Annotated in this window: 26 protein-coding genes and 3 pseudogenes; 12 read left to right on the top strand and 17 right to left on the bottom strand. The window is 58.2% G+C overall.

Annotated elements, in window-relative coordinates; genetic code table 11:
- Nucleotides 1–257 precede the first annotated feature (257 nt).
- The 8 genes from ACGYLX_RS14800 to ACGYLX_RS14765 all read left to right on the top strand — a co-directional run bounded on the left by ACGYLX_RS14800 (nt 258) and on the right by ACGYLX_RS14765 (nt 6,447).
- Complete coding sequence (locus ACGYLX_RS14800; RefSeq protein ID WP_394389444.1) at nt 258–416, top strand: hypothetical protein; 159 nt, start codon at nt 258–260, stop codon at nt 414–416.
- A 196-nt stretch (nt 417–612) separates the two neighbouring features.
- Nucleotides 613–1,539: a MurR/RpiR family transcriptional regulator gene (locus ACGYLX_RS14795; RefSeq protein ID WP_394450382.1), complete on the top strand. Its 927-nt coding sequence runs from the start codon at nt 613–615 to the stop codon at nt 1,537–1,539.
- A complete protein-coding gene (locus ACGYLX_RS14790; RefSeq protein WP_394450380.1) occupies nt 1,529–2,314 on the top strand; it encodes an ABC transporter substrate-binding protein in 786 nt (261 codons plus the stop codon). The genes ACGYLX_RS14795 and ACGYLX_RS14790 overlap by 11 nt, the downstream gene beginning before the upstream one ends.
- Before the next feature lie 30 nt (nt 2,315–2,344).
- Nucleotides 2,345–3,052 carry an ABC transporter permease gene (locus ACGYLX_RS14785; protein ID WP_304951516.1) on the top strand — a complete coding sequence of 236 codons (708 nt, stop codon included), beginning with the start codon at nt 2,345–2,347 and terminating at the stop codon, nt 3,050–3,052.
- 1 nt (nt 3,053) lies between these two features.
- Nucleotides 3,054–3,788, top strand: a complete 735-nt coding sequence (locus tag ACGYLX_RS14780; protein WP_304951517.1) for an ABC transporter permease — start codon at nt 3,054–3,056, stop codon at nt 3,786–3,788.
- Nucleotides 3,785–4,543, top strand: a complete 759-nt coding sequence (locus ACGYLX_RS14775) for an ABC transporter ATP-binding protein (RefSeq protein ID WP_067938355.1) — start codon at nt 3,785–3,787, stop codon at nt 4,541–4,543. Before ACGYLX_RS14780 ends, ACGYLX_RS14775 begins: the two co-directional genes overlap by 4 nt.
- A 30-nt stretch (nt 4,544–4,573) precedes the next feature.
- Nucleotides 4,574–5,722: an o-succinylbenzoate synthase gene (gene menC, locus ACGYLX_RS14770; RefSeq protein WP_394450378.1), complete on the top strand. Its 1,149-nt coding sequence runs from the start codon at nt 4,574–4,576 to the stop codon at nt 5,720–5,722.
- Entirely contained in the window at nt 5,719–6,447 is a 729-nt protein-coding gene (locus ACGYLX_RS14765) for a GNAT family N-acetyltransferase (RefSeq protein ID WP_067941115.1), read from the top strand. The genes menC and ACGYLX_RS14765 overlap by 4 nt, the downstream gene beginning before the upstream one ends.
- Nucleotides 6,448–6,649: 202 nt before the next feature.
- Here ACGYLX_RS14765 and ACGYLX_RS14760 read toward each other — a convergent pair.
- A pseudogene (locus ACGYLX_RS14760) lies at nt 6,650–6,991 on the bottom strand (IS6 family transposase); the annotation flags it as partial.
- A gap of 191 nt (nt 6,992–7,182) precedes the next feature.
- Here ACGYLX_RS14760 and ACGYLX_RS14755 point away from each other — a divergent pair.
- Together ACGYLX_RS14755 and ACGYLX_RS14750 are read left to right on the top strand one after the other, a co-directional pair.
- The gene (locus ACGYLX_RS14755) at nt 7,183–7,929 is read left to right on the top strand and encodes a pseudouridine synthase (RefSeq protein ID WP_394450376.1); all 747 of its coding nucleotides are present in this window, start codon (nt 7,183–7,185) and stop codon (nt 7,927–7,929) included.
- Nucleotides 7,930–8,347: 418 nt separating this feature from the next.
- Nucleotides 8,348–9,343, top strand: a complete 996-nt coding sequence (locus tag ACGYLX_RS14750; protein ID WP_394450374.1) for an HPP family protein — start codon at nt 8,348–8,350, stop codon at nt 9,341–9,343.
- A 153-nt stretch (nt 9,344–9,496) separates the two neighbouring features.
- Here ACGYLX_RS14750 and ACGYLX_RS14745 read toward each other — a convergent pair.
- From ACGYLX_RS14745 to ACGYLX_RS14720, 6 genes and pseudogenes are all read right to left on the bottom strand, one after another.
- Nucleotides 9,497–10,453 (bottom strand): annotated as a pseudogene (locus ACGYLX_RS14745) (MFS transporter); the annotation flags it as partial.
- A gap of 352 nt (nt 10,454–10,805) precedes the next feature.
- Entirely contained in the window at nt 10,806–11,081 is a 276-nt protein-coding gene (locus ACGYLX_RS14740; RefSeq protein WP_394450372.1) for a hypothetical protein, read from the bottom strand.
- Between the two features lie 61 nt (nt 11,082–11,142).
- Nucleotides 11,143–11,430, bottom strand: a complete 288-nt coding sequence (locus ACGYLX_RS14735) for a DUF1127 domain-containing protein (protein WP_394450370.1) — start codon at nt 11,428–11,430, stop codon at nt 11,143–11,145.
- A gap of 315 nt (nt 11,431–11,745) precedes the next feature.
- A complete protein-coding gene (locus tag ACGYLX_RS14730; RefSeq protein ID WP_394415181.1) occupies nt 11,746–12,099 on the bottom strand; it encodes an MliC family protein in 354 nt (117 codons plus the stop codon).
- 410 nt (nt 12,100–12,509) lie between these two features.
- A complete protein-coding gene (gene rnk, locus ACGYLX_RS14725) occupies nt 12,510–12,947 on the bottom strand; it encodes a nucleoside diphosphate kinase regulator (RefSeq protein WP_394450368.1) in 438 nt (145 codons plus the stop codon).
- A 46-nt stretch (nt 12,948–12,993) separates the two neighbouring features.
- A complete protein-coding gene (locus tag ACGYLX_RS14720) occupies nt 12,994–13,443 on the bottom strand; it encodes a hypothetical protein (RefSeq protein ID WP_394450366.1) in 450 nt (149 codons plus the stop codon).
- Between the two features lie 196 nt (nt 13,444–13,639).
- Between ACGYLX_RS14720 and ACGYLX_RS14715 the strand changes: the two genes are divergently transcribed.
- Nucleotides 13,640–13,813 carry a hypothetical protein gene (locus ACGYLX_RS14715; protein ID WP_394450364.1) on the top strand — a complete coding sequence of 58 codons (174 nt, stop codon included), beginning with the start codon at nt 13,640–13,642 and terminating at the stop codon, nt 13,811–13,813.
- Between the two features lie 40 nt (nt 13,814–13,853).
- Here the strand turns inward: ACGYLX_RS14715 and ACGYLX_RS14710 are convergent.
- The 5 genes and pseudogenes from ACGYLX_RS14710 to tnpA all read right to left on the bottom strand — a co-directional run.
- A pseudogene (locus ACGYLX_RS14710) lies at nt 13,854–14,015 on the bottom strand (transposase); the annotation flags it as partial.
- A gap of 52 nt (nt 14,016–14,067) precedes the next feature.
- On the bottom strand, nt 14,068–14,670 hold the full coding sequence (locus ACGYLX_RS14705) for a plasmid pRiA4b ORF-3 family protein (RefSeq protein WP_394450362.1): 603 nt from the start codon (nt 14,668–14,670) through the stop codon (nt 14,068–14,070).
- Nucleotides 14,667–16,307 (bottom strand): IS66 family transposase, encoded by a 1,641-nt coding sequence (gene tnpC, locus ACGYLX_RS14700; RefSeq protein WP_394450360.1) that lies wholly within the window; start codon nt 16,305–16,307, stop codon nt 14,667–14,669. Before tnpC ends, ACGYLX_RS14705 begins: the two co-directional genes overlap by 4 nt.
- A 59-nt stretch (nt 16,308–16,366) precedes the next feature.
- Nucleotides 16,367–16,717, bottom strand: a complete 351-nt coding sequence (tnpB, locus tag ACGYLX_RS14695; protein ID WP_394450358.1) for an IS66 family insertion sequence element accessory protein TnpB — start codon at nt 16,715–16,717, stop codon at nt 16,367–16,369.
- Complete coding sequence (gene tnpA, locus ACGYLX_RS14690; RefSeq protein WP_394450356.1) at nt 16,714–17,073, bottom strand: IS66-like element accessory protein TnpA; 360 nt, start codon at nt 17,071–17,073, stop codon at nt 16,714–16,716. Before tnpA ends, tnpB begins: the two co-directional genes overlap by 4 nt.
- Nucleotides 17,074–17,183: 110 nt before the next feature.
- Here tnpA and ACGYLX_RS14685 point away from each other — a divergent pair, with 110 nt between their 5' ends.
- Nucleotides 17,184–18,017 carry an IS5 family transposase gene (locus ACGYLX_RS14685; protein ID WP_394450354.1) on the top strand — a complete coding sequence of 278 codons (834 nt, stop codon included), beginning with the start codon at nt 17,184–17,186 and terminating at the stop codon, nt 18,015–18,017.
- A 222-nt stretch (nt 18,018–18,239) separates the two neighbouring features.
- Here ACGYLX_RS14685 and ACGYLX_RS14680 read toward each other — a convergent pair whose 3' ends face one another.
- The 5 genes from ACGYLX_RS14680 to ACGYLX_RS14660 form a co-directional block, all read right to left on the bottom strand.
- A complete protein-coding gene (locus ACGYLX_RS14680; protein ID WP_394450352.1) occupies nt 18,240–19,127 on the bottom strand; it encodes a DUF1684 domain-containing protein in 888 nt (295 codons plus the stop codon).
- Between the two features lie 58 nt (nt 19,128–19,185).
- Nucleotides 19,186–20,496: an acyl-CoA thioesterase/bile acid-CoA:amino acid N-acyltransferase family protein gene (locus ACGYLX_RS14675; protein ID WP_394450350.1), complete on the bottom strand. Its 1,311-nt coding sequence runs from the start codon at nt 20,494–20,496 to the stop codon at nt 19,186–19,188.
- A gap of 91 nt (nt 20,497–20,587) precedes the next feature.
- On the bottom strand, nt 20,588–21,502 hold the full coding sequence (locus tag ACGYLX_RS14670) for an Ldh family oxidoreductase (RefSeq protein ID WP_394450348.1): 915 nt from the start codon (nt 21,500–21,502) through the stop codon (nt 20,588–20,590).
- A complete protein-coding gene (locus ACGYLX_RS14665; protein WP_394450346.1) occupies nt 21,499–22,218 on the bottom strand; it encodes a GntR family transcriptional regulator in 720 nt (239 codons plus the stop codon). Before ACGYLX_RS14665 ends, ACGYLX_RS14670 begins: the two co-directional genes overlap by 4 nt.
- Before the next feature lie 24 nt (nt 22,219–22,242).
- The gene (locus ACGYLX_RS14660) at nt 22,243–23,058 is read right to left on the bottom strand and encodes an ABC transporter permease (protein WP_394450344.1); all 816 of its coding nucleotides are present in this window, start codon (nt 23,056–23,058) and stop codon (nt 22,243–22,245) included.
- Nucleotide 23,059: the final 1 nt, after the last annotated feature.

The raw sequence follows: 23,059 nt of genomic DNA, 5'->3' as shown, positions 1-23,059 counted from the left end.
AAGACTGAACCGCGGCGGCCTGCACTAGTTGCAGGTCGCCGCAAATTTTATGCTACGTTCAGTTTATCCACTATAAGTGGGGATCAAACTGTTAGTAACCTTAGTCCAGCGTTGTTTTTAAAGCCAAATATGAAGCGCTTAAAATTTAGACATGTGTTGTAGTGGTCAGCTCGTGCTTCCTTAAATTTTGGACACTCAAGCTGTTTATTAATGGTATCCAAGCCTGTGTCCTCACTGGCCAAGCTGACGTCGATCTGATGCCAAACCTGCATGACACGGAAAATGTTGCCAAGTTCTTCACGATGATGATGAGCCGCACCGGGAAAAAGAAACCGCCGTTCGACGATGACATGACTGACGTCTGCTTACCGCCGGTTGAGGAACCTGTTGTGTCGTTTCGCCTCAAGCCGATCTAACACACCGAGATCGTTCTGCTCGACTACCACTGACTGTTCAACGGGTCATCGCCGTAACGGTATACGGCGTAGAGCTTTCTAATGTCACGCTGCTGGAAATTGAGCCCTCAGGGCGTAAAATGCATAATTTCTTTCATTATTGACATCATGAAATTTATATTTCAGTTTGCTTTCAGCACTACTTTGGAGCCACCCGTTGCAGCGTTCGATCAAATCACAGCTCGAAGAAGCTCTAGAACACGGCTCCAAAGCAGACCGCCTTTTGGCGCGTTACATGTTGGATTCTTGGGCCTGCCTCCCATTCGAGACCGGCGCGAGCATTGCTCGCTCGGTAAAGGTCAGCGAAGCAACGGTTGGGCGGTTCTGCCGGTCGATCGGATACAATAGCTTTCGCGACCTAAAGGACCATTTGAAGCACGATATGGGTGACGACCCTTGGCTGATGTCCGATCGCCTGCAAGAAATGCGCAAGGAAGGAAGTGTCGACAGCGCGCAGCTTAACCAAGGGCTCCAGCTTGAGATCGCGGCACTCGTCGGCATCTACGAATTGGCTGGCAGTGACGAATGGCATCAAGAAGCGAAACGTTTGGCGAAGACCGAACATGTCTTCGTCGCCGGATTTCAGACAGAACGCGGCCTTGCCCAGTATTTCGCCAACCAAATGCAATATCTGCGCGACGGGGTCACGTTGCTGGATCTCGCAGGTGGGAACTTTGCCGAAGTCTTGTTAACCGACCACCCCGCCCATCTCGTGATCTTTGAAGCGCGACGCTATTCGGTTTTGGCCAAAAGCCTTGCCGAAGAGGCCCGCGCGGCGGGCGTGACGGTGACGCTTATTACAGATGTCTTTTGTGACTGGGGCCATGAGGCGGCAGATCAGGTTTTCGCGGTGCCCACGCAGTTCAATCAATTCTGGGATTCGACAGCCCAGATGGCAAGCCTGTCTAACCTGTTGATCCACAGCGTCTTTTTAAAGCTTGGGTCCGAGGTGGAGGGCAGGCTCAACCGGATCGCCGATCTCTATGGTCGCTTTACCGGCCATGTCGACCTCCCTGCACGCCAGGGGGCCAAACGGACAAACGACACCGAAAAACCCAACAGGAGTGAACACGATGACAGCTAAACTCAAACTGGCCACGGCGCTTTCGACGCTGGCCGTTGCCGCCAGCCTTTCTACCGGCGCTTTTGCCGAGACCCTGCGCTTGGGGACTGAAGGCGCCTACCCCCCGTTTAACTACATTGAAGCTGACGGCAAAATCGCCGGTTTCGATGTCGAGATCGGTCAGGAACTTTGCAAGCGGATCGGCGAAGAATGCGAAGTCGTTGCGCAGGATTGGGATGGGATCATTCCGGGGCTGCTGGCGAACAAATACGACTTCATCATCGCGTCGATGTTCATCACAGAAGAGCGTAAGAAGCAGGTGGCTTTCACGGACCCTTACTACCTCGCCGCGATGACGAATGTTGTGCCAAAAGGGTCTGACATCACTGAATTTACCAATGAAGCCCTTGCCGACAAGGTCATCGGCGCACAGTCCGGCACCACGCAGGCCGACTATCTCGAAGCAACCTACCCGGATGCGGATGTGCGGCTTTATCCAACGCAGGATGAAGTTAACCTCGACATGGCAAGCGGACGGATCGATATGCAGGTCGGTGACATGCTGCCGATGTTGGACTGGACAACCAAAACCGAAGACGGCGCTTGTTGCGAATTGGCCGGCGAGCCGATCACCGACCCGGCCTTTGTCGGTGAAGGCGTGGGCATCGCGCTGCGCCAGGAAGACGACGAGTTGCGCGAAAAGCTCAACGCCGCCTTGGCCGAAATGCGCGCTGATGGAACTTATAAAACCATCAACGACAAGTATTTCGACATCGACGTTTACACGATGAAATGATGACAACGTTCTCCCAGCTGGAAATCCTGTATGTTTGAGTTGCTCTCTTACGGCGATGCCGGCTGGGGGGATGAAATCCTCGCGGGCTTGGCGATCACGATGCAGCTTGCCATCGTGACGCTGCCCATCGGTCTGCTGATCGGCTTTGTTGCGGCCTTTGCCTCCATGTCGCGCCATGCGGGGCTGCGGGCCATTGGCTTTGGCTACACCACAATCATGCGCGGCCTGCCGGAGATCCTAACGCTCTTCGTGGTCTACAATGGTGTCGGGCTTTTGCTGAACAAACTGGCTGTCTGGTGGGATCCGGGCGGCACCAACATTGAGTTCAGCCCCTTTGCCGCCGGGGTGACAGCGCTTGCCATGGTCTTTGGCGCCTTTGCTGGCGAAGTGCTACGTGGAGCTTTCCAATCGCTCGACGAGGGTCAGATGGAAGCGGGCCGAGCGATCGGCATGTCGCCGCGCAAAATCTTCTTTCGTATCCGCCTGCCGCAGGTCTGGCGATTTGCCCTGCCCGGCCTTGGGAATCTGTGGATCAACATGCTGAAAGACACGGCACTGGTGTCAATCATCGCGCTGGACGACCTGATGCGCATGACCAAAGTCGCTGTGGGTGTGACCAAACAGCCCTTCACCTTCTACCTGCTGGCCTGTCTGATCTACTGGGCGCTCTGCGTCCTGTCGGAAGTGGTGCTGGCCCGTATGGAACGCGGCGCCAATCGCGGCATCCGGAGGGTCTGAGATGAACCCGTTTGACATCGTCGTAGAATATTGGCCACGCCTGCTTGATGGCACTTTAATGACACTCAAGCTAACTTTTCTGGGCGCCTTCTTCGCGGCGCTCTTCTCCCCCGGCCTTGCGCTGATCCGCGCCAATACACACCCTGTCGCGCAGGCTCCCCTGCGGCTCTATATCTCCTTCATGCGCGGCACGCCGATCTTGGGGCAGCTCTTTCTGATCTACTACGGCTCCGGCCAGTTCCGCCCCTTTTTGCAGGACTGGGGCCTTTGGGGGTTTTTCCGTGATCCGTTCAACTGTGCGCTCCTGGCCTTTGCGCTGAACTCGACAGCCTATCAGACAGAGATCTTGCGCGGCGGCATCATGGGCGTAGCACGCGGAGAAATTGAGGCCGCCAAGGCTATCGGCATGACCCGCCTGCAAATCCTCCGCCGGGTGACTTTCCCCCATGCATACCGCATTGCGTGGCCGGCGCTCGGCAATGAGATCATCCTGCTCATGAAGGCCAGCGCACTGGCCAGCGTTGTCACCGTCTTCGACATCATGGGCCGCACGCGGCAGATCTTCTCGCGCACATTCGACTTCTCGATCTATCTCTGGGCCGCGCTGATTTACCTCTGCATCACCGCGATCTTTGTGCTGCTCTGGAGACAGGGCGAGACACGTCTGAGCCGTCACATCGGTCCGCGCAACACGGGCCGATCTATTCTCTCCCCTCCGGAAGGACCAAAGCCATGAGCGAGGCCGACATTATCCTGAAAGCCGAAGATATCTGCAAATCCTTCGGCGCTGTGGAGGTGCTCAAGGGCATCTCGCTCGAAGCGCGAGAGGGCGATGTGATCTCGGTCCTCGGCTCATCCGGCTCTGGCAAAAGCACCTTTCTGCGCTGTCTGAATTTCCTCGAGACCCCGACTTCTGGCACGGTCACCGTGCATGGGGAAGAAATTCAGGTGCGCGATGGCAAGCCCCTGAACGCCCGTCATATCGAAACGGTGCGCAGCCGCTTGGGCATGGTGTTTCAACAGTTCAACCTGTGGAGCCACCGCACCGCCTTGGACAACGTGATGGAAGGCCCGGTGCAAGTGAAAGGCACGCCCAAAGCGATCGCTCGCACCGCTGCCCAAGCACTCTTGGAGCGGGTCGGACTACAGGACCGGATGGACATGTATCCTTCCCAGCTGTCCGGTGGCCAGCAGCAGCGCGTGGCCATTGCGCGGGCGCTGGCGATGGAGCCGGATGCGATCTTGTTCGATGAGCCGACCAGCGCGCTTGATCCCGAATTGGTGGGCGAGGTGCTAAAGGTCATGCAGTCGCTCGCCGCCGAGGGGCGCACGATGATCGTCGTCACCCATGAGATGGCATTCGCCCGCGATGTCTCCTCCGACGTGGTGTTCTTGCACGAGGGCCGCATTGCCGAACGCGGCATCCCTGAGCAGATGTTCACCAATCCGCAAACCGAAGTCTTTCAGCGTTTCATCGCGAATGTGAAGTAACGCCCTGCCCATTTGATCCCGCGAGTTTCCATGTCACAGCACAATACAAGCCCCGCATTTACCGGCGGCGGCATCCTGATCGAAGCAGCCGAGCTGCATATCGTCAGCCTGCCGCTGATCACCCCCTTCGTGATCTCCAACCAAACTTTGACCGACAAAACCTTCCCGCTGCTGGTGCTCAAAGGCGAGGGGATTGAGGGCATTGCCGAAGCGGTGATGGACCAAATCCCCGACTACCTCGAAGAGACGATCCCCGCCGCCATGGCTTTCCTGCGCGATGTCTTGCTGCCACGGATCGTCGGCAAGCGCTTCGCGTCGCCCTATGAGTTGGAGCCGATCCTCGCCCCGTGGCGCGGCAATCGAATGGCCAAAGCGGTGGTTGAGATGGCGTTTTGGGATCTCTGGGCAAAGAGCCTTGGCATTCCGCTCAAGGCGGCACTCGGCGGGGTGCGCAATGCGGTGGATGTGGGCGTGAGCATCGGCATCGGCAGCATCGACGTGACGTTGGAGCGCATCGCGGAAGCCCAGGCAGCGGGCTACAAACGCACCAAGCTGAAGATTGCCAAAGGCCACGATGTGGCACTGCTCGACGCCGTGCGCGCGCGCTATCCCGACATCAAGCTGACGGTCGACGCCAATACCGACTATGGGCTCGAAGACCTTGCCTTGCTGCGGCGGTTCGACGAGTTTGCGCTCGACTACATCGAACAGCCGCTCGCCTTCGACGACATTCACGATCACGCACAGGTGCAAGCGGCGCTGAACACGGCGATCTGCCTTGATGAGAGCATTCGCAACGCCGTCGATGCCCGCAAGGCGCTAGAGTTGCGGGCGGCGCGGGTCATCAATATCAAGGTGGGCCGCGTCGGCGGTTTTGCCGCCGCCCGCGCGATCCATGACGTCAGCGCGGCCTTCGGCGCGCCGGTCTGGTGTGGCGGGATGCTGGAGGCCGGGATTGGCCGGGCGCATAACATCCACCTCGCCACCCTCGCGAATTTCACCAAACCGGGGGATACCTCCAGCGCCAGCCGCTATTTCAAACGCGATATCGTGAACGAGCCCCTTGAGGCCGCCAATGGCCAAATGCCCGTGCCCAGCAATGGCGCGGGGATCGGGGTCACTCTTGATCGGGACTATATGAAAACTGTCACCAGCCATAGCGAGATGATCCGCCCATGACTGCCGTGAATACCGAGGTTGAGCTGCGTGAACTCAACGGCGTGGCGGAACTCAAACACGCTGAGGAGTTTCAGCGTACCGTTTGGGGCGCCGATGATCCAGCGGACAATTCCGACCTCATGCTTGCGATCCAGCACGAAGGCGGATTGGTCGCCGGTGCCTTTGTCGAAGGGCGGATGCTCGGGTTTCTCTTTGGGTTTCCCACCAAGGATCCGCAGGTTCAGCATTCACACCGCCTCGCCGTCCACCCCGATAGCCGGGGGATGGGGCTGGGCGCACGGCTGAAATGGTATCAACGCGATTGGTGTCTGGCGCGCGGGATTACTTCTGTCCGTTGGACCTTCGACCCTCTGCGCCGCATCAATGCCTACCTCAACATCGCGCGACTTGGTGCTACGGCCAATGTCTATTTGCCAGATTACTACGGCAAGATGGAGGGCATTAATGCGGGTGTGGCCTCGGACCGCATCGTGGCGGAGTGGTCACTCGAGGAGCCAAGGGTAAAACGCCTTGCCGAAGGGATTGGCGGCGAGGATGAGGAACCGGCGAATTCACTTCACCTTAAAATTCCGCAAAACGTCGAAGATCTTCTGTCGAATGATATTGATCTGGCAATTGTCGAAAGGCAAAGAGTGCGTGAGGAGATGACAGCTGCCTTTAACAAGGGCTATCTAATTACCGGCTTCAACCCTACCATCAGCGCATATATTCTTACTGGAGCTTGATCTCCCCGACCATGGTCATCATCGATGCAACGTAGCGGAGTTTCCGTAAGCGGGTCTTTAGCCTGCTTTACCTTCAACGATTGTAAGACATCAGAGAACTTACATTGACTGGGGTCGTCCCGATACGGTTGGCGAAAGCGGCACGACCCCCGGTCAATATTTCGGCGCGAAAGAACGTATATCAATCGACGGCCATTAACCCCGTGTCTCGCCTCGGTTGAAGGATTTCCTCAAGAACGACACCGTGTTGATCGACGGCGCGCCAGAGCCAGTATGACTGCCTCGCGATCTTCACGACGACTTCGTCCAGATGCCAGACATCGCCGGGGCGCGGCTGCCGCCACCGTAGAACGTGGGCGATCAGCGGGCCGAACTTGACGATCCAGCGCCGGATCGTTTCATACGAAACGTCCACGCCACGTTCCAGCATCAACTCCTCGACCTCGCGCAGGCTCAAGTTAAACCGGGCGTAAAGCCAGACAACATGAGCAATGATCTGAGGTGGAAACCGATGGCGCTTGTAGCTGATCTTCAATGCCTGCATCGACACCGCCTACGCCCAGATCAATGCACCAGCAACCTAAGGCTCGTTAACGTGACAACACCATTGCGAGAACCGGTTTGACAAAACTCTTCGACATGACGGCGCGGCCGGTTATTCGCCTGCCGCTTGCTTTTGCATTCTTGCCGCCGCAACAACAGGTCGTTGCTGCATGATGAGAGAGGTCCGACCAGATGACCAACGTTCCGACCACCCGGATCGACAGGTTGTTGTCCTCATTGGGCTATGGCTCGCGCAGTCAGATCGCGCAGCTCGCGCATGCGCATCAGATTTGGCTGGACGGGGTGCGCGTGAAGAACGTAGCCAAACGCATTCCCATGCCCCCCGATCTGGCCGAGCGCATGACCGTCAATGGCGCCGCGCTAGATCCGCTGCCAGGCATGGTGGTGATCCTGAACAAACCCGTCGGCTATATATGCTCCCGCAAGGACAACGGGCCATTGGTCTATGATCTTCTGCCAGGGCGATGGCGGAAGCGCAAACCCATGCTCTCGCCTGTAGGTCGGCTAGACAAGGAAACTTCTGGGCTGCTTCTTCTTACCGACGACGGTGATTTGCTACATCGCATCACGAGCCCCAACTGCGCTGTCAAAAAGACCTATCACGTCACCCTTGCCCGCCCACTTGAGGGACAGGAGGCAGAGGTTTTCGCCTCGGGTGAATTGCTTTTGACCGGAGAGAAGACACCACTTCATCCGGCCAAGCTCGACATTATCGCCCCCGCTGAGGCGCGATTGAGCATCACCGAAGGCCGATATCATCAAGTGCGACGTATGTTTGCCGCGGTGGGAAATCACGTGGCGGCTTTGCACCGTGAAGCTATAGGCGATCTTACCTTGCCCGATGATTTGTCTGCAGGGGGGTGGCGCCTTGTGACTACGGATGACATTGCTAAAGTTTTTGTAAAATCGCGGAGCTAGTCTGGACGATACCTGTATCTTTTATCGAATCACGCGGTCTGAACTGTCTGCGTTCGAGCTATTCGGACACGATTTGATTCTCGCGTTTTGGGCGCGAATAGATCGTCGCGATGATTACGCCTGAACCCGTAAAAGGTAGGGAGCAGGACATTCGCCTTACCCCTCATCGCGCAGTCATCTTGTTCTCTCCTCGCGCGAGAACGCAGAAGCCACGCCCTTTTTCTAAGCTGCGCTGTCAGTTTTCCCGTGCAAACCGCCATAGGCAGGCTATTGGCTTTGCACCGGCGCGTCGCGTGCCAGAGGCTAGGGAGAAGTGAAAATGCGGATATGGCACCACCTCGAACCAGCGCTGCCCCGGTTCCACGGGGGCGAGCCGCTGCGGGCGGGTCTTGGCGCGCTTATTGGTATCAGCGTTTGTATGGGGCTGGCCTATCTCGGTGCGCTCTTTGGACTGACATCTTTCTATCTTGTGGCCCCTTTAGGTGCGACGGCGGTGTTGCTTTTTTGCGTGCCAAACTCTCCTTTGGCGCAGCCCTGGTCGGCCGTAGTGGGTAACATCAGCGCTGCTTTGGTGGCTTTGATCGCGGTTTGGTACATTCCCGGTCCTTGGTCAGTTGGCATCGCGGTGGGGAGCGCGATCACTGCTATGATGTTTCTGCGCGCCTTGCATCCGCCGGGCGGGGCGGCAGCCTTGCTGACCGCACTCAACCCCGAGATGGCATTTGCAGCTGGACCGTGGTTCGCCTTGGTGCCGCTGGGGCTGGCGACGGTGGTGCTTGTGCTCTGCGCCACAGTCTATAACCGGCTGACGGGGCGGAAATATCCCTTTCGCTTGCCAAAAGAAGAGCCGGATGACGCGCCACCGCGTTTGGGGTTGTCGACGGACAAGATTAGCGAATTGCTGGAGCGCTACAATCAGACCACGAACCTCGGCGTGGCCGATCTGGGTCGTCTTCTTGCCGCCGCCGAGGCCGAAGCGGCGCAGCATCGTTTTGACGGCACGACCTGCGCAGATATCATGACCAGCGATCTGATCACGGTTGGCCCTAAGACATCCCTCAAGGAAGCGGCGCGATTGCTGCTTAAGCATGGTATCAAGAGCCTGCCGGTTGTCGACGCTGGGGATAGCCTGCGCGGAATGATCTTACAGGCTGATCTGCTCGGCATGATAGCCGCGCAAGGCCGCCCCTTGTCACGCAAACAGCAGGCACGGCAGACCGCGGGGGACGTTATGCATTCGGCAAACAGGGCGGTGCCGCATGACCTGCCGGTTGGGGTCCTGCTGAACCGCTTGGCTGAGCAGGGCAGTGATGTGATCCCCGTCGTGAGAGGCACGCAGCTTGTCGGCATTCTGACGCGGACAGACATCATGCGACTGCTGCTGCAAGGGTCGAAGGAGCGCGTCGCTGCTTAGGCCGATCCAAACCGGCAAGGGGAGTCCCTTCTTTCCCCGCGTGCGCGGATCGAGCGTGACCGCCACAGGGGAGATATCCGGCAGCGGCACGAACTTCTCGCGCCCTTCCACCGGCAGCGCCTGCCTACTGTGCGCCGCGATCAGCACGAAGAGCGCGTAGACAACGGCGACGGCGGATTCGGACAGAAAGAACGATGCAGGCCCAAAAACGGACATCAGCTGTGAAGCGAGCAACGGCCCGATCGTGGCGTCGATGGAATAGGTCATCAACAGAGGCTCCGAGGCCGCCACGTAGACCCGCTTCTCCAACCGGTCGAAGGTCTGCGCCACGCAAAGCGGATAAACGCTGCTGATCGCCCCGCCAAAGGACCGCGCCATGGCGATCAGCAAACCCAAAAGCCCACCGCCCGCAAACGCGATGCTCGACAGCCCCCAGGACAGCCCAACCACCAGCAAGAGACAGGATATGACAATGCGCCGGTCGAAGCGATCCGCAAGCATCCCCACGGGCCGCCGAAAGCCAAGACCGCCAAGCACGACCGTGCTCATGAACATCGCCGCCTCAGATACGCTAAGCCCGATCTGCCGCGCGAAGACCACGCCGAGCGCGTAGAAAGACCCGATGAGCATACCGGCGACAGCCACCCCGACGACCCCGACGCGCGACGCGTCGAACAATCTTCGAATGTCAAGTGGCTTGGAAGCTTTCAGGTCCGGCTCGCCCAGACGGGTTATGGCGATGGGGATCAGCGACAGCCCGATAAGCGTCGACGCGATCATTAGATGCGCGCTCCCACCGACGGGGCCGAGGTTGACCCAGGTCTGGCCCGCAGCGATCGCCAGGTAGAAGACCAGCATATAGAACCCGAGCACCCGGCCCCGGGTCTCGTTGCTGCTGCGGTCGTTAAGCCAGCTTTCGGTGGAGGTGGTCATGCCGGCGATGCAGAAGCCGTTGAGTAGCCGCGACAGGATTAAGGCCGCGGGAAACGCCACGAAGCCATAGGCCAGACAGACCGCCGCCGTCAGCGTGGCAAATGCCGAGCAGGCGCGGATATGGCCGAGCCGCAGGATAACGCGTTTGGTGTAGAGCCCGCCCAAAACCAACCCCATGTAATAGGCGGCCATCACGATCCCGGTCAGCGCAACCGATTATCCGCCGCCTCCATCCGCAGGGGCGGGATCACGCCAAGCAGGCTGTTGCCCGCAATCATAAGTGCCGTCCCGCCAAAAAGGGCTTTGACCGGGGCGATCAGGGTACGGACTGTATGGACTATTATTGCCTCTTTCAGATCGAGGTCGAGCGCCCCTTTAGGTTCTATTCGCGCGCTTTTCGGAGAATGGGGCTGATAAGAAAGAAAGCCTTGGCGGATGCCGGAGTTTTGAAGGGCGCATGGTGGACTGGGCGGATCGGCAGCCCGGGCAGGAACACCTTAGTGACCTGTCCGGGCATTGGACTTGAATGTTACCGTATCTCTTCGACCTCCAGTAACCGCCGGGCCGGGGGCATCGCCACTTTGCTCGACTGCATGGCGGAATGCACCGCGGCCAGCCCGAGAAGGGCGGCGATCATGGGCGAGGGAGCCTGGCCCCGGCATGATCTGCTGATCGGAGCGGGCGCGCCGCCATCGTCCTCCCAGCGGGCGATACAGCCGTCCGAGGGGGCGGCAGCTGCGCCACTAGGTTTCGGCTCGAACAATTCCGAAAACAGCTCTTCGAAATCTGCTTGGCAAAGCATCATCTCTTCAATCCACTCGTAGCTTTGGAATACTGCAGCTGCCGGGAATGCGGCCTCCGGCGGCTCACACGTGCTGCTGCTTGAGAGAGGTCGAGCGGTTCTGTGGCAGATCATCGGCCTGCATGCGCTCGACGATCATCGGGATTTCGTCCCGGCGAAGACCGATGTCGCGCAGGACGTGATCGTCCAGTTCACGCAGGGCGGCGATTGTTCTTCGGCGCTGCAAGTTTAGAACTGCCTTGCTCAATATGCGGCGAAGTGTGCCCGGCTTTCCAGAAGTGCGCCCCACAGGCTTTGGCGAGGGAGGAGCAGATCTGAACGGTGAGTAATTGGCGATGAAATAGGCGTACATGACACCCTCCATGACGAGATGGTTTAACCGCGACGGAGGCCGCGCCGTGCTTTGCCACGCGCTTACGAGCGATGGGCGCATGCGTCCGTCATGTCGATTGATCCTGCGACCGAATGAACCCCGTGGCTGGAACAGGCTCGCGCCGTTCCGCCCGGGGCTACCGGCGGTTCAGTGTGTTTCCCGCATTCAGCAGGAACCTCGTATGAAGTTTGAACATCGTCATACCTCTGAAATGGGCCACCCCGGGGGACTTATCAAGCGCTCGGGGTGGACTGCGACCTTCTGTCCTGTTCCGGCCAGCAAAGGCCGATTTGGCTAGCGCTCCGGCATTTCGCCGGATTCCTCACATTTCACTTTGGTCTCGTCCATCCGGTTCTCCAAAAGCGCGGTCGTGCCTTTGGTCGATAAGGTGTCGGCCCCTGAGACATAGCGCGCACCCGAGCCGGACACGACGTTGACGAAGATACGCGGGCTGCCGTTGATCTCGGCCAACGCCAGAGCGTTCTCGCCCGCAAGGAGATACTGCACCCGCAACGGGGCGCCGCCGTCACAATCATAGGTCATGGTGTCGAGACTATCGATCCCACCGAGCGAAAGATTTACGGTCGTCTCCGCCGTGACCGGTAGGGCCAAGGCGAAGCAGGCCAGCACAGTTGGGGTAACGCGCATGATATTTCTCCTTTGTGTTAAGAGGTTAAGGGGCAAGTAGTTTGCCCGCCTTAGGCCGCAAGACGCGACGGGCGTCGGGTGCGGCAGGCAGTGCAGGTGAGGGCGGCGGCCCCTTGCAGCGGGATCGGCGCATCGCAGCGGCGGCAATGCACCACCCTCTGCGGCAGCGCCTGCGCGAACTGTGTACGGCAACGGGGACAGCGTCCTGCCGCGGCGCGCGGGATCGCGGCAGCGCAGGACGGGCATTTGGATGGCAAGTGAAGAGACATGGCGTAACTCCGAGCAAGATGGCTGTGCCGATAAGCGGCGGGTTCGCTCCCGGACGGTGCGCCATGCGGTTTCACAGCATGGGTCGACACCCCCCGGGCCGCACATGGTTTTTGCGCGTCCTCATGTTTGGCTCTCTCATGTCACGCACTCTGCAAGGTTTCTTCCTCTAAGGGCGTGACCTTAAGGATTTTCAACTCGCGCCGTTCTCCGCCGCGGGTTTCCCAATGGAACACGGCGTCTTCGGCCAGCCCAATGAGTGCAATGCCGATGGGCGTCATGACCGACACGAGACCCTTTGAGATATCGGCCTCCTGCGGCAGAACCAGCGTGACCCTATGGTTCTTGCCCGTTGCTGCGTCGTGGTAGGTCACTTCGCGCCCCAGATCGACGACATCGGCGCGCAGCCGCGACGGGGAGACGATGCGCGCGCGGCTCAATTCCTCCACCAGTTGTTTGGCCAATTCGGGGTTACGGCGCATCATGCCCTCGGATAGCGCTTCGAGCTCGGCCAAGCGGGTGCTGCTGAGCACGATCTTGGGACGTCGCGGGGAACGGCGTAATTTGGATGAGGTGGTCATCGGAAAACTCCTTGAAAGGGTTGAAATGTCGGGCGGACGCGGACGCTTACGCGCCGCGGATGTCCAGCACGACCAGCGTGTCGATCCAACCGTCTTCGCGCAGCAGGGGGACTTTCTGCCGCTTTTGCATGCCCAGCATCGTCGTGCCCAGGAAGGACGTGACCGGGATGCAGCCTGCACCTTCGCCCGGCACCAAGGTCAGCATGCCGCTGCGGGCTTTGCCGCCACTGGTGGCGAAAGCAACATGGCGTCCTGCCACGACGAGGTTGGCCGGTGCTGGTTCGGGCGCGGGGCGCGCCATGCGCAGCTTTTGGCGCAAGAAGCCCTCGATCAGCGTCGGGTTCGGGCAATTCTCGGTAAACCCGAGGCGCAACAGGCGCTCGACCCCGATCCGGTCTGCGCGTGTTAACTGAAACCTGCCTTCGAGCGGCGGGCTCTTGAAGGAAGGTCGATAGGCATTGCTCGCAAGCAGATGTGTGGAATTGGTGATATACATGATGGTCCCCCGGAAAGGATCGCGGTCTCAGTGGAAGGTTTGAGATGGCCCCGGGGGTTGTAGATACGCCTAAGCGTGCGCCACCCGGGGACGGGGGCGGTTCAGAAGCAGAAACCGAAAATGATTCTCATGCGTGACCATGGCTCAAGCCTAGCCTTTCTCATTGGACTGTCAATCAGGGGGGAGCAGAACGCGGTTGATCAACAGCTTGCGAGGACTGGTTGCCGAGATCGGGATCTACATCCCAAGCCGACTGGCCCGGGTAATTGGATTTGCACAAGACATCACCCATGGCGAGATGCTTGACCGGCCGGACATCGCCAACAAGGTAATTCGCAACCTGTCAGAACAGCTCATGGCTCTCCACTGACGGATTCGCTGGTATGAAGAGCGCCTCAAGCAGGTCGTTAAAGCATCAATCTACGCCAACGATACAACAGATTGGGGGCCACGCCATTACGACGAGCAACGGTGGAAACGCTATCGCTGTCATAGTGGGTCTCTTCAACGATCCGTAGCTTTTCAGCCGCAGACCAGTGTCGAGTGCGTCCACCATCAGAGATGATTTCCATCTCAGATATAGGCAGTAAGCCTTCGGCGAAGGCCGTGGGGGCGCCGTATTGATCAGATGCGTTTGGCTGCGGCTTTTGGTTTACGCGGCTTCGGGGCCCATTTTTTGGCGAGACGCTCGAAGTTATCGAGGATGCGACCGATCTCTGCCTCATCCGGGTCGAACTGTCCCCCATACCATTCCAGCATCTGGCTGTGTTCTTCGTGCTTGGGGTCAGCTATGGCATCGAGGAAGTCAGCGTAGCCGGAGAAGCCGCCCACATCCTCCGGAGGGCAAGCACCGATGGCCCTGACCAGGCGTGGATATGCGGCGCCCGCGATAGAGCCATCGATTTTCTCGATCTTGATCACGTGGTGCCAGTTGTCGCCAAAGTCATAGATGTAATGGATGGTCTTGGTTCCCAAATCTTCGATCACGTCAAGCAGGCTGGTTTTGCTGGCGGGCATCGGGCCATCGTAAAAACCATCTGGGTCTGGCACGCCCCAGCCGCTGCCACCGGCCCTGAACTCATACAAGTGACTGTCAGTCCATCCCATGGCAGCCTGGATCACATCATGCAGGCGGTTCAGCTTGATCTTGAGGGGCACATCAAAGCGTCGAAGCACCTGAGGCTCGACATCGGACAATGTGACCTTGATGCGCGCGACCAGCGTCATGCAGCAATCCTCTTCAATCCCATGGCGGCCTTCCAATTCCAGGGCAACAGTTCTGGTAAGCGTGACACAGACATATCGGGCAGCCGTGCCAATACGTCTGCCATCCATACCTGCGGGTCGATGTCGTTCATCTTTGCTGTGACAATGAGGGTATACATGAAGGCTGCCCTGTCGCCCCCGCGTTCAGACCCTGCAAAAAGCCATGACTTTCTGCCCAATGCGATCCCTCTGAGCGCCCGTTCGGCGGCATTGTTCGTAAGGCAGAGGCGCCCGTCGTCAAGGAATGCGGTGAAGGCTTCCCAGCGACCTGTCCCCTCGAGCATGTAGTTCATCGCCTTGGCAACTGGGTTGTGCTTTGACATCCGGGCCCGCTCGGCCAGCATCCAATCATGCAGATCATTAACCATCGGCGCTACCCACTGCTGGCGGGCTTCATGACGCGCTGCTTCTGACAGGCCGGTGATGTCGCGCTCGGCCGCAAAGATCGCATCGATCCGTGTCACAGCGTCCAGTGCGATTGGCGAGATTTCTTTTGCTACCTTTTTACCCTTGCGGGCTATGGCCTTGATGTCGGCCAGTTCAAAGAACTTGCGCCTTGCGTGGCTCCAACACAGCGCACTACGGACCGGGCCCGGGCTACGATCTGCGAGATACAAATCATTGTAGCCGCCATACACGTCCGACTGAAGAACACCTTGCCATTCGGCCAGATGCCGTGTCGGGTGTTCTTTCCGGCGATCTGTTGAGAAGTGGAAGAGTGCGGCAGGTGGCGCACCCCCATCCCACGGTCGATCGTCGCGCACATAGGTCCACAGCCGCGCAGTCTTTGCGCCACCACGCGCCAGTAGCGGCACTGTGGTATCGTCACCATGCAAACGGCCAGCATCCAGCACGTGGCGCGCGATCAACGCATGAATGGGGGTCAACGCCACACAGGTATGTCCGATCAGGTCAGCCAAGGTGGACAGGCTCAGATCAATGCCCTCTCGTGCAATGCGCTCGGACTGCCGGTTCAACGGTTGATGTTGTCCATACTTCTCGAAGGCGATCATCGCGATCAGCTGCGGTCCGGCCCAACCGTGCGGAATGGCATGGAACGGGGCCGGCGGTTGGCTGATCTTCTCGCAAGCTCGGCAAGTGAACTTCTCGCGGACCGTCTGGATCACCTTCCACTGGTGGGGGATCACCTCCAGCGTCTCGGTGACATCTTCAGCCATCTTTACGATCCGGTCCCAGCCACAGCAGTTGCAGGCGGCAGGTGCTTCGACGACAACCCGCTCGCGGGGCAAGTGATCTGGGAATGGTTTGCGCACGGGCTTGCGTCGCGTGAAGGCACGCACGGCGCTGGCCTTGTCCGTAGCCTGTTCAGCCGCCAGCGCATCCTCGGTTGCGGCCGCTTCCAATTCCTCAAGCTGCAATTCCAGCTGATCAATCAGCCGCGTGCGACGCTCGGAGGTGATGCCATATTTGTCACGCCGAAGCTTGGCGATCTCCAGCTTCAATTCTTGGATCATTGCGTCTGTGCAGGAGGCCAGAGCGCGAGCCTGCGCCAATTCGGTTTCCGCAGCCTGCGCACGGGCGGTCTGCGCGGCAAGTGCAGCGCTTAATCTGGCAATTTCGAAAGCGGCGTCGGACATGGCAAATATTTACCACAGAAGCCGATAAATGCCCATAAAAACAGGCGCTTCAGCGCAAATTATCCAGCCGCTTTGGGCCTTTGCGTCCAGCGTGGGTTACGCCAATCGATCCCCTCGAGAAGATAGCCCAACTGCGCCGCAGATATCGCAACAGCCGTCCCGTCTTGGCGCACCGGCCAAATGAACTTCCCCGCCTCAAGACGCTTCAAATATAATGACATGCCCACCCCGTCATGCCAGAGCAGCTTCACCAGGTCACCCTTTCGACCTCTGAAGCAAAAGATCTCGCCCGCATGCGGATCACGCCCAAGCCCCTGTTGCACTGTCAGCGCCAAAGTATTCATGCCTCGGCGCATATCCGTCACACCACCTGCAATCCACACCTTCGTTCCAGCCGGAAACGCGATCATGACCGCACCATCAAGCCGTTAAGCAGCTGCGCAGCAGCTTCCATGTCAGAACCTGACGGGATCGCCACACGACACCGCTTTCCGAGATCAATAGTCATGACAGGAGCTTGCGGCGCTGGCGCAGTGTCAGTGCCATCAGAAGCATCTTCGATCTTCATAACGCGCAAAAATTGCGGGCCAGGACCAAGCAATCCATTCTTATGGCGATAACGCCAATCATAAAGCTGAGACCGCGATACCTCATGGCGTCGTGCTACCTCCGCCACTGTCACGCCGTCGCCAAAGCTTTCCTCAACGATACGGATTTTTTCGTCATCAGACCAACGGCGGCGACGGCCGGTATCAGAGACTGACAAAACTTGAATGCGGGGGGTCTTCGTGTGCGTCCATAAGGATACTCGATAAACGATCTCACAGCTCAGCAGCCAGACGGCCCTCGGCGGAAGTATACCGTAAGTCCGACCTTATGTCCGACTTTATCACTCGCCCCCAAATCGAAGTTCTGTCTGCTGCCGATGGTGAACGCCGCCGGTATTGGTCGGATGATGACAAGCTGCGTATGGCATTGCCAACCCAAGGCTTGATACGCTCTATTGCGCGGCTGCTGGGGGTTGCGATCGCAGTGCCGGATTTTTCCACTCTACCGCGCCGTGGCAATAGCCTTACGTTGCGCCCGAAGCCCAGGTCCAAGAGCGACAAACCCTTGCAACTGGTTGTGGACAGTACCGGCCTGAAGATCTTTGGCGAAGGTGACTGGTTTGAGCGAAAGCATAAAACAAAGTGCAAACGGCGCACTTGGCGGAAGCTGCCCCTCGGCCTTGATCTTGTCAGCGGCGAGATCGTCTGCTCTGATCTCACCAAGGACGACGTCGGCGATCCGACGGCGCTGCCAGGTCTTTTAGATCAAGTCGACGGTCCGATTGACCGGTTCCTTGCAGATGGTGCATACGACGGAGAACCAACATCTGATTTGCTTGCCGCTCGGTTCGGATCGACGATCAAGGTCACTATCCTACCTCCCAGAAATGCGATCCCGAGCCCCAGGGTGGCCTACAATCCGACGACACGCGACCGAGATATTGCGCAGTTCAAGGCCCGCGGGAGGATGGCATGGCAGAAGTCATCGGGCTACAATCAGCGGAGCCGCGGCGAAACCCAGATGGGTCCCTGGAAGACCGTCATCGGGCCAAAGCTAAAGGCGCGTACCTTCGAAAATCCGAAAACAGAAGCCAGGATTGGTGTTCGGGTTCTCAACCAGATGACCGCACTTGGCCGCCCAAGTTTTGAACGTACCGCCTGAATTCCGTCTCGGGTTGGGCGCTTTCCGACAACTTCATCCTCCATGCAACATCGTCCCTCGGATGGAAGACGCCAGCCGAGGTCTTCCGCGAAAAGATGTTGGAGGAAAGGCGATGACGTCCCTACCCTGATCCCAACAAGATTCGCAGTTCACGTATCGCTCACACTGACATCGCCATCAATCAGTCCTTGAGTGTGTTCAAAATCAGCAGAATGCGGCCTCTCACGCCCGCTGTTTATTCGGCTTATAGGTCATCGTTCTTGCGATTTCCTGGATGGGACGCTTCTCGCCAGCCAGAACATCGAAGTCGAGTTGGTTTTCGGGGGGAACAAGGGGACAAGTCACAAAGTTCGTAAAGGCGCAGGGTAAGGCGACTGCATAGTTGAAATCTATCCAGTCGATACGTTGGTTGCTCGCATCTGAGAACTGGAGCTCAATAACCCGCCCTGCCCCGTAGGTGATCGGCCCGCTGGTTAGGTCGCGAATATGTGCCACGGGTTGCACACCAGTTTCGGTATCTTTCCCGATTAAAACGATCTCATACGACTTGCCATTATGTTGGAATGCGAAGGTGCCTACCCGAGGTGTGGTCTCACGCACGCCCACTTCGACGGTCTTAGCTTCAAAATCTACCCGCTTGCTTGGCGTAAAGACACCAGGGACACGCCAGGCTGGATCGTAGTCGAAACTGCTAACATTTGCGTCTTCAGCGCGTGTCGCCTCTCTGGGGTCGCGCACCCGAACGGCGTAGAGGCGGCGTCCATCGTCGCTCGTGCGCACCACGGTCTCGACTTCATTGATCCCAAAGTAGACCGGAACGCTTTGCCCGTGCCCGTAGGTCTGATTGCGCCCTGGGACGATCTCAATAGGGGCCGTCGGATAGGCCCCATTTACCGAAAGGTTTGGTCCAGAAGCCGCGGGCGTGTAGATCACCTTCCCTGCATCGGCTGACCATGTTCCAGGGAGCAGATCAAAGCGGACGTCACGATCCCCCTCTTCAAGCCAGTATTGTGCGACAAGTGATGTCCAGCCATATGGTCGAAACATTGTGGCGACATGAGCGTGACGCCATTCGCGCCACTGCCCTTCCAGATGTTCAGATGTACTCACAGTTTCATTCCTCAAGAGTTTCTCGTGTCAGATTATTTGCGGTGAGAATGGCGTGCCCCTACTTTTGGGTCGCATCATTCAGGAAGGTCAGCACACCCCGCCATGATCCCTCATCTGCTTTGGCATTCCCCGAGGGGGTGCCGCCGCTGGTAAAGGGGACCTTGGAGACAGGATGCATGGTGCTCAGCTGTGTTGATGGCACAAACGGCAGATTGATTGAATGGCCTGCATCATCAAAATCCAGATGACTTACCTGATGGGGGTGTTGCGAACGCTGCAGCGTCGTCACCACCATGCGAGAGTACAAACTGGACGGCCAAGCGCGGTCGTCCCGTCCTGAAATCAGCAACACTGGGCCCTCAATCTTTTCCACAGGAATGCGCGCATGCACTGCAAGATCGCGGTCTTTGAGACCTTCAAAAAAGACTGAGTGGTGACGATCAGGTGGAGTATCGCCATGCCAAGGATGCCAATGGACGGCTTTGTTATCTTGCCACAGATGGGTCAAAGGCTGGCCGTCCTTTGTCCAGGTAACACCTTGCCAGCCGCCACGTTCGGGATCTCCAGCGCCTTGGGCGCCGTGCACCATTGCACCAGGGACATAAGCAATCACAGCCGAGATCAAATCTGGATAAGTGGCGCCCAAAAGCAAAGAAAGCTCGCCCCCGCGAGATTGCCCGCTGACAGCGACAAAGCCGTCGCGGGGGTGCAGTTCTTTATGCGCCCAACGAAGTCCCGTCTCGAAGTATTCTAGCGGCGTTTCAGTAATATAGGGCGACAAGCCAGGGGTTTTGAAATAGCCAAGCGCAAATGCCTGATAGCCATGGGAGGCATAAAGGGCGCCGCGCGGTTCATTTATACCGCCGCTGGAGCCGCTCAGAACCACAACGACCGGATGTGGGCCGGGTCCTGGGGGAGTAAACACAGTTCCCACCAGGCCGTCTTCACGCATTTCACGTCTTGTGACACCAGGCCCTGCAAAGTGCTGGATCAAGTCGGCTTGTGCGCTGCGGCCATCGCCAGTTTCTACTGTCAGCGTGGTTTGGAGCGGCTCCATCACATTGTCCGCAAAAATATCCTTTCCGACAGTATCGGATCGCTGTTGACCCCAAAGCAAGCCCATAGCGGAGACTTCGGCATAGTCCCCGCCCACGGGGGCATCACGGCTAAGGTCCACGACGCCAAGACTATCGGCTAAATATGTTGCTTGGCTGTCCCAATAGCCGCCGCCCGTGCGCTGCGTCTTGGCCGAAATCGCAACCAATTCGTCAGGTACGAGACCTGTGACTGTGATTTTGCGCGGCTCATCAATCAATCCGTCGGCAGGTTGAACCGTAAGAGTCGGCGTGGTTGCGTTCGTGGTGGTCATGTGAGTGTACCATCCTTTCGCGTTGGTAGGTTGGTGCGGTGTTTGGAATGCATGATCCCCGCGGGGCGCCGCAAAAAAGAGCCGTGCTGCATCAGCTCTCTCCTTTTGGGGTCATCTGCGAAAGATAGGCTATGAGACGCTGTTCGAATTCTCGACTGAGAACCGCGTCAGGGGGCATTCCGCCGCCTCGTGGCCAGTGCCCCCCAGCTGCCGACCAATCTTTTTGCAACTGGCAGAGCTTTTCTTCCCATTGGGCCTGCTCACCCGAAGCCGCAGGATCAATGGCGAGGATTAATACACCGCGACCCTTGGAGTCATCGCGGCCGCCGGTGAGGATGCCGCTCAAAAGCTCAACCGTCAGCCCCACAAGTGATCCTATCTGGCCGCCGCGGGGCAGCAATGCTGCCACTTGTGAGGCTCGAAGGGTCGGGTTTCCTGCGCCGTCTACGGCAATGCCTTCGGTCAAGTCTGTGTTCTCGGCACTTGCTTTGCGTATCTCGGCCATCGTAGCGGTGCTAGTTGCAATATCGATTACCACTCGGTCGGCCCCCTGCCCCAAAGCAATTGCGAAAGGGTTGGTGCCGATCAAAGGCCGGTTTCCGCCATGCGGGGCAACGAACGGAGGCCCTTGTGCACACATCATACCCACAAGTCCTGCATCAGCGAGATGACGCACGAAGGGCGCAAGGCGGCCAAAGCCCTTTACGCCGCGTAGAAATACCGCCGCGACACCGAATTGTTCTGCAACGCGAGGTAAGTCTTGGGTCGCAGAGGCAATGGCCAGAGGGGAAAAACACTCTGAGCAATCATGCCAACTGACAGCACTCTGGCCCGGGATCTTAGGCATGTTCCGAGCGGCATTGGTCCATTCGTCCAGCATTGTGATGCCGAACCGCGATTGTCCGAGCACATCCGCCTCAACCAACGCCGATGCTGCAAGTTCGGCTTTTGGATCCCCGCCGAGGGCGAATGACAACTTGCCGACCGCTTCGCGCGCCGCAATCATCGCCCCACCTGCCCGTCTGGAAGACGCCCCGGAACAGGGTTTTCTGACAGATAGCCAAGTGTCATCAAGCGCTCGATCAGAAAGTCTCGGCTGCTGCTGATATGGGCCGCCTCGATCGCCGCCGCCCGGTCTCCATCGCCAGCTTCAATCGCGTCTACCAGCAAAGTATGTTCGTCTGAATGCTCGCCAGCTTTGACCGAGAAATCAATGGCGAAGCGGACGAGCCGTTCGAGTTCATCGAACAAGGTCTCTGAGAGCGTCACCAGCCGCTGGTTGCGGCCGCATTGTGCGATTGTCACATGAAAGCGCCGCGCCACCTGCTGCATCGCCCCGACATCAAGTGGGCTTTTATACTCTTCTACGATGGATCGAAGCTGAGCGATCTCTTCCGGTCTGGCATAACGTGCAGCTTGTCGCGCTATGTGCGGCCCAATCGCCGTTCTGAGATCGAGGAGTTCGTGTACGCCTTGGAAAGTAATTGGCGCCACGCGATATCCACTACGCGATTGAATCGCGACTAGCCCGTCTGCCGCAAGTCTTTGCATTGCATCACGCACAGGCGTCCGGGAGACGTCGTACTCGCGGGCGATTGCGCCCGCATCAAGCATTGTCCCCGGTGAGATCTCGCACCGAATGACCGCTTTGCGAAGGGCGAGGTAAATCCGCTGAGAGATTGGCGGCAAGCTTTTTGCAGCCTGATTTGCATCACTGGTCATGATTACCTTCTCATCAGATGATGATTACTGCTTTGCCCAGGGCACAAGATGTCGCTCCAATGCCTCAATCAAAAGGATTGTTAGGTATCCCATGAAGGAGATCACAACGATGCCGACGAACATGCGCGACACGGCGAAGGTCTGCCAGGACGCCCAGATGAAAAATCCGACCCCACTGCGGGCGCCAAGAAACTCTGCGGCAGCGATGATAATGTAGGAAGATCCGGCAGCGAGCTTTAACCCGGTAAAAATATTGGGCAAGGCGGCAGGGAGCGCGATATGCTGAAACGTTTGGAACCGTGTGGCGCCCACATTCTTCGCCACATCCATATAGATCTGCGGTGCCTGCATGACGCCACCCAATGTGTTGTAAAACATTAGGAAAAATACGCCGATTGCGATCAAGACATATTTGGACATGTCGCCAACGCCAAAGATGAGCAAGATGAGCGGCAAAATCGCAATCTTGGGCACAGGGTATAGCGCCGCAAAGATCGGCCCCAGCAAACGGCGCATCGTCTGCGACAAACCAAGCATGAGCCCCAAAATAACGCCGGGGATGGCGCCCATTGCATATCCAATGCCGACCCTGCGCAGGGTCGCACCAATATGATCAAACAACTCAAGACTGACAATCATGCTCCACGCAGTCTGGGCGATTGCACTGGGGGCCGGGAAGAAACGACGATCAATCAGGTTGAGCTGGCTGGAAATTTCCCAGAGCAACAAAAGCAGAAGAGGACTAAAGAGTGATGCGCGCCGGAACAACCGTTCGCGCCGGGCCGGGGACTTCAACCGATGCATTTCTTCGTGGGTCAGAGGTCTGGAGGTCGTGTTCATT

The sequence above is a fragment of the Sulfitobacter sp. 1A13496 genome (assembly GCF_043557225.1).
Taxonomy (GTDB): Bacteria; Pseudomonadota; Alphaproteobacteria; order Rhodobacterales; family Rhodobacteraceae; genus Sulfitobacter; species Sulfitobacter faviae.
Note: the sequence above shows the minus strand (reverse complement) of the source record. Positions and strands in the feature narration are given on the sequence as shown.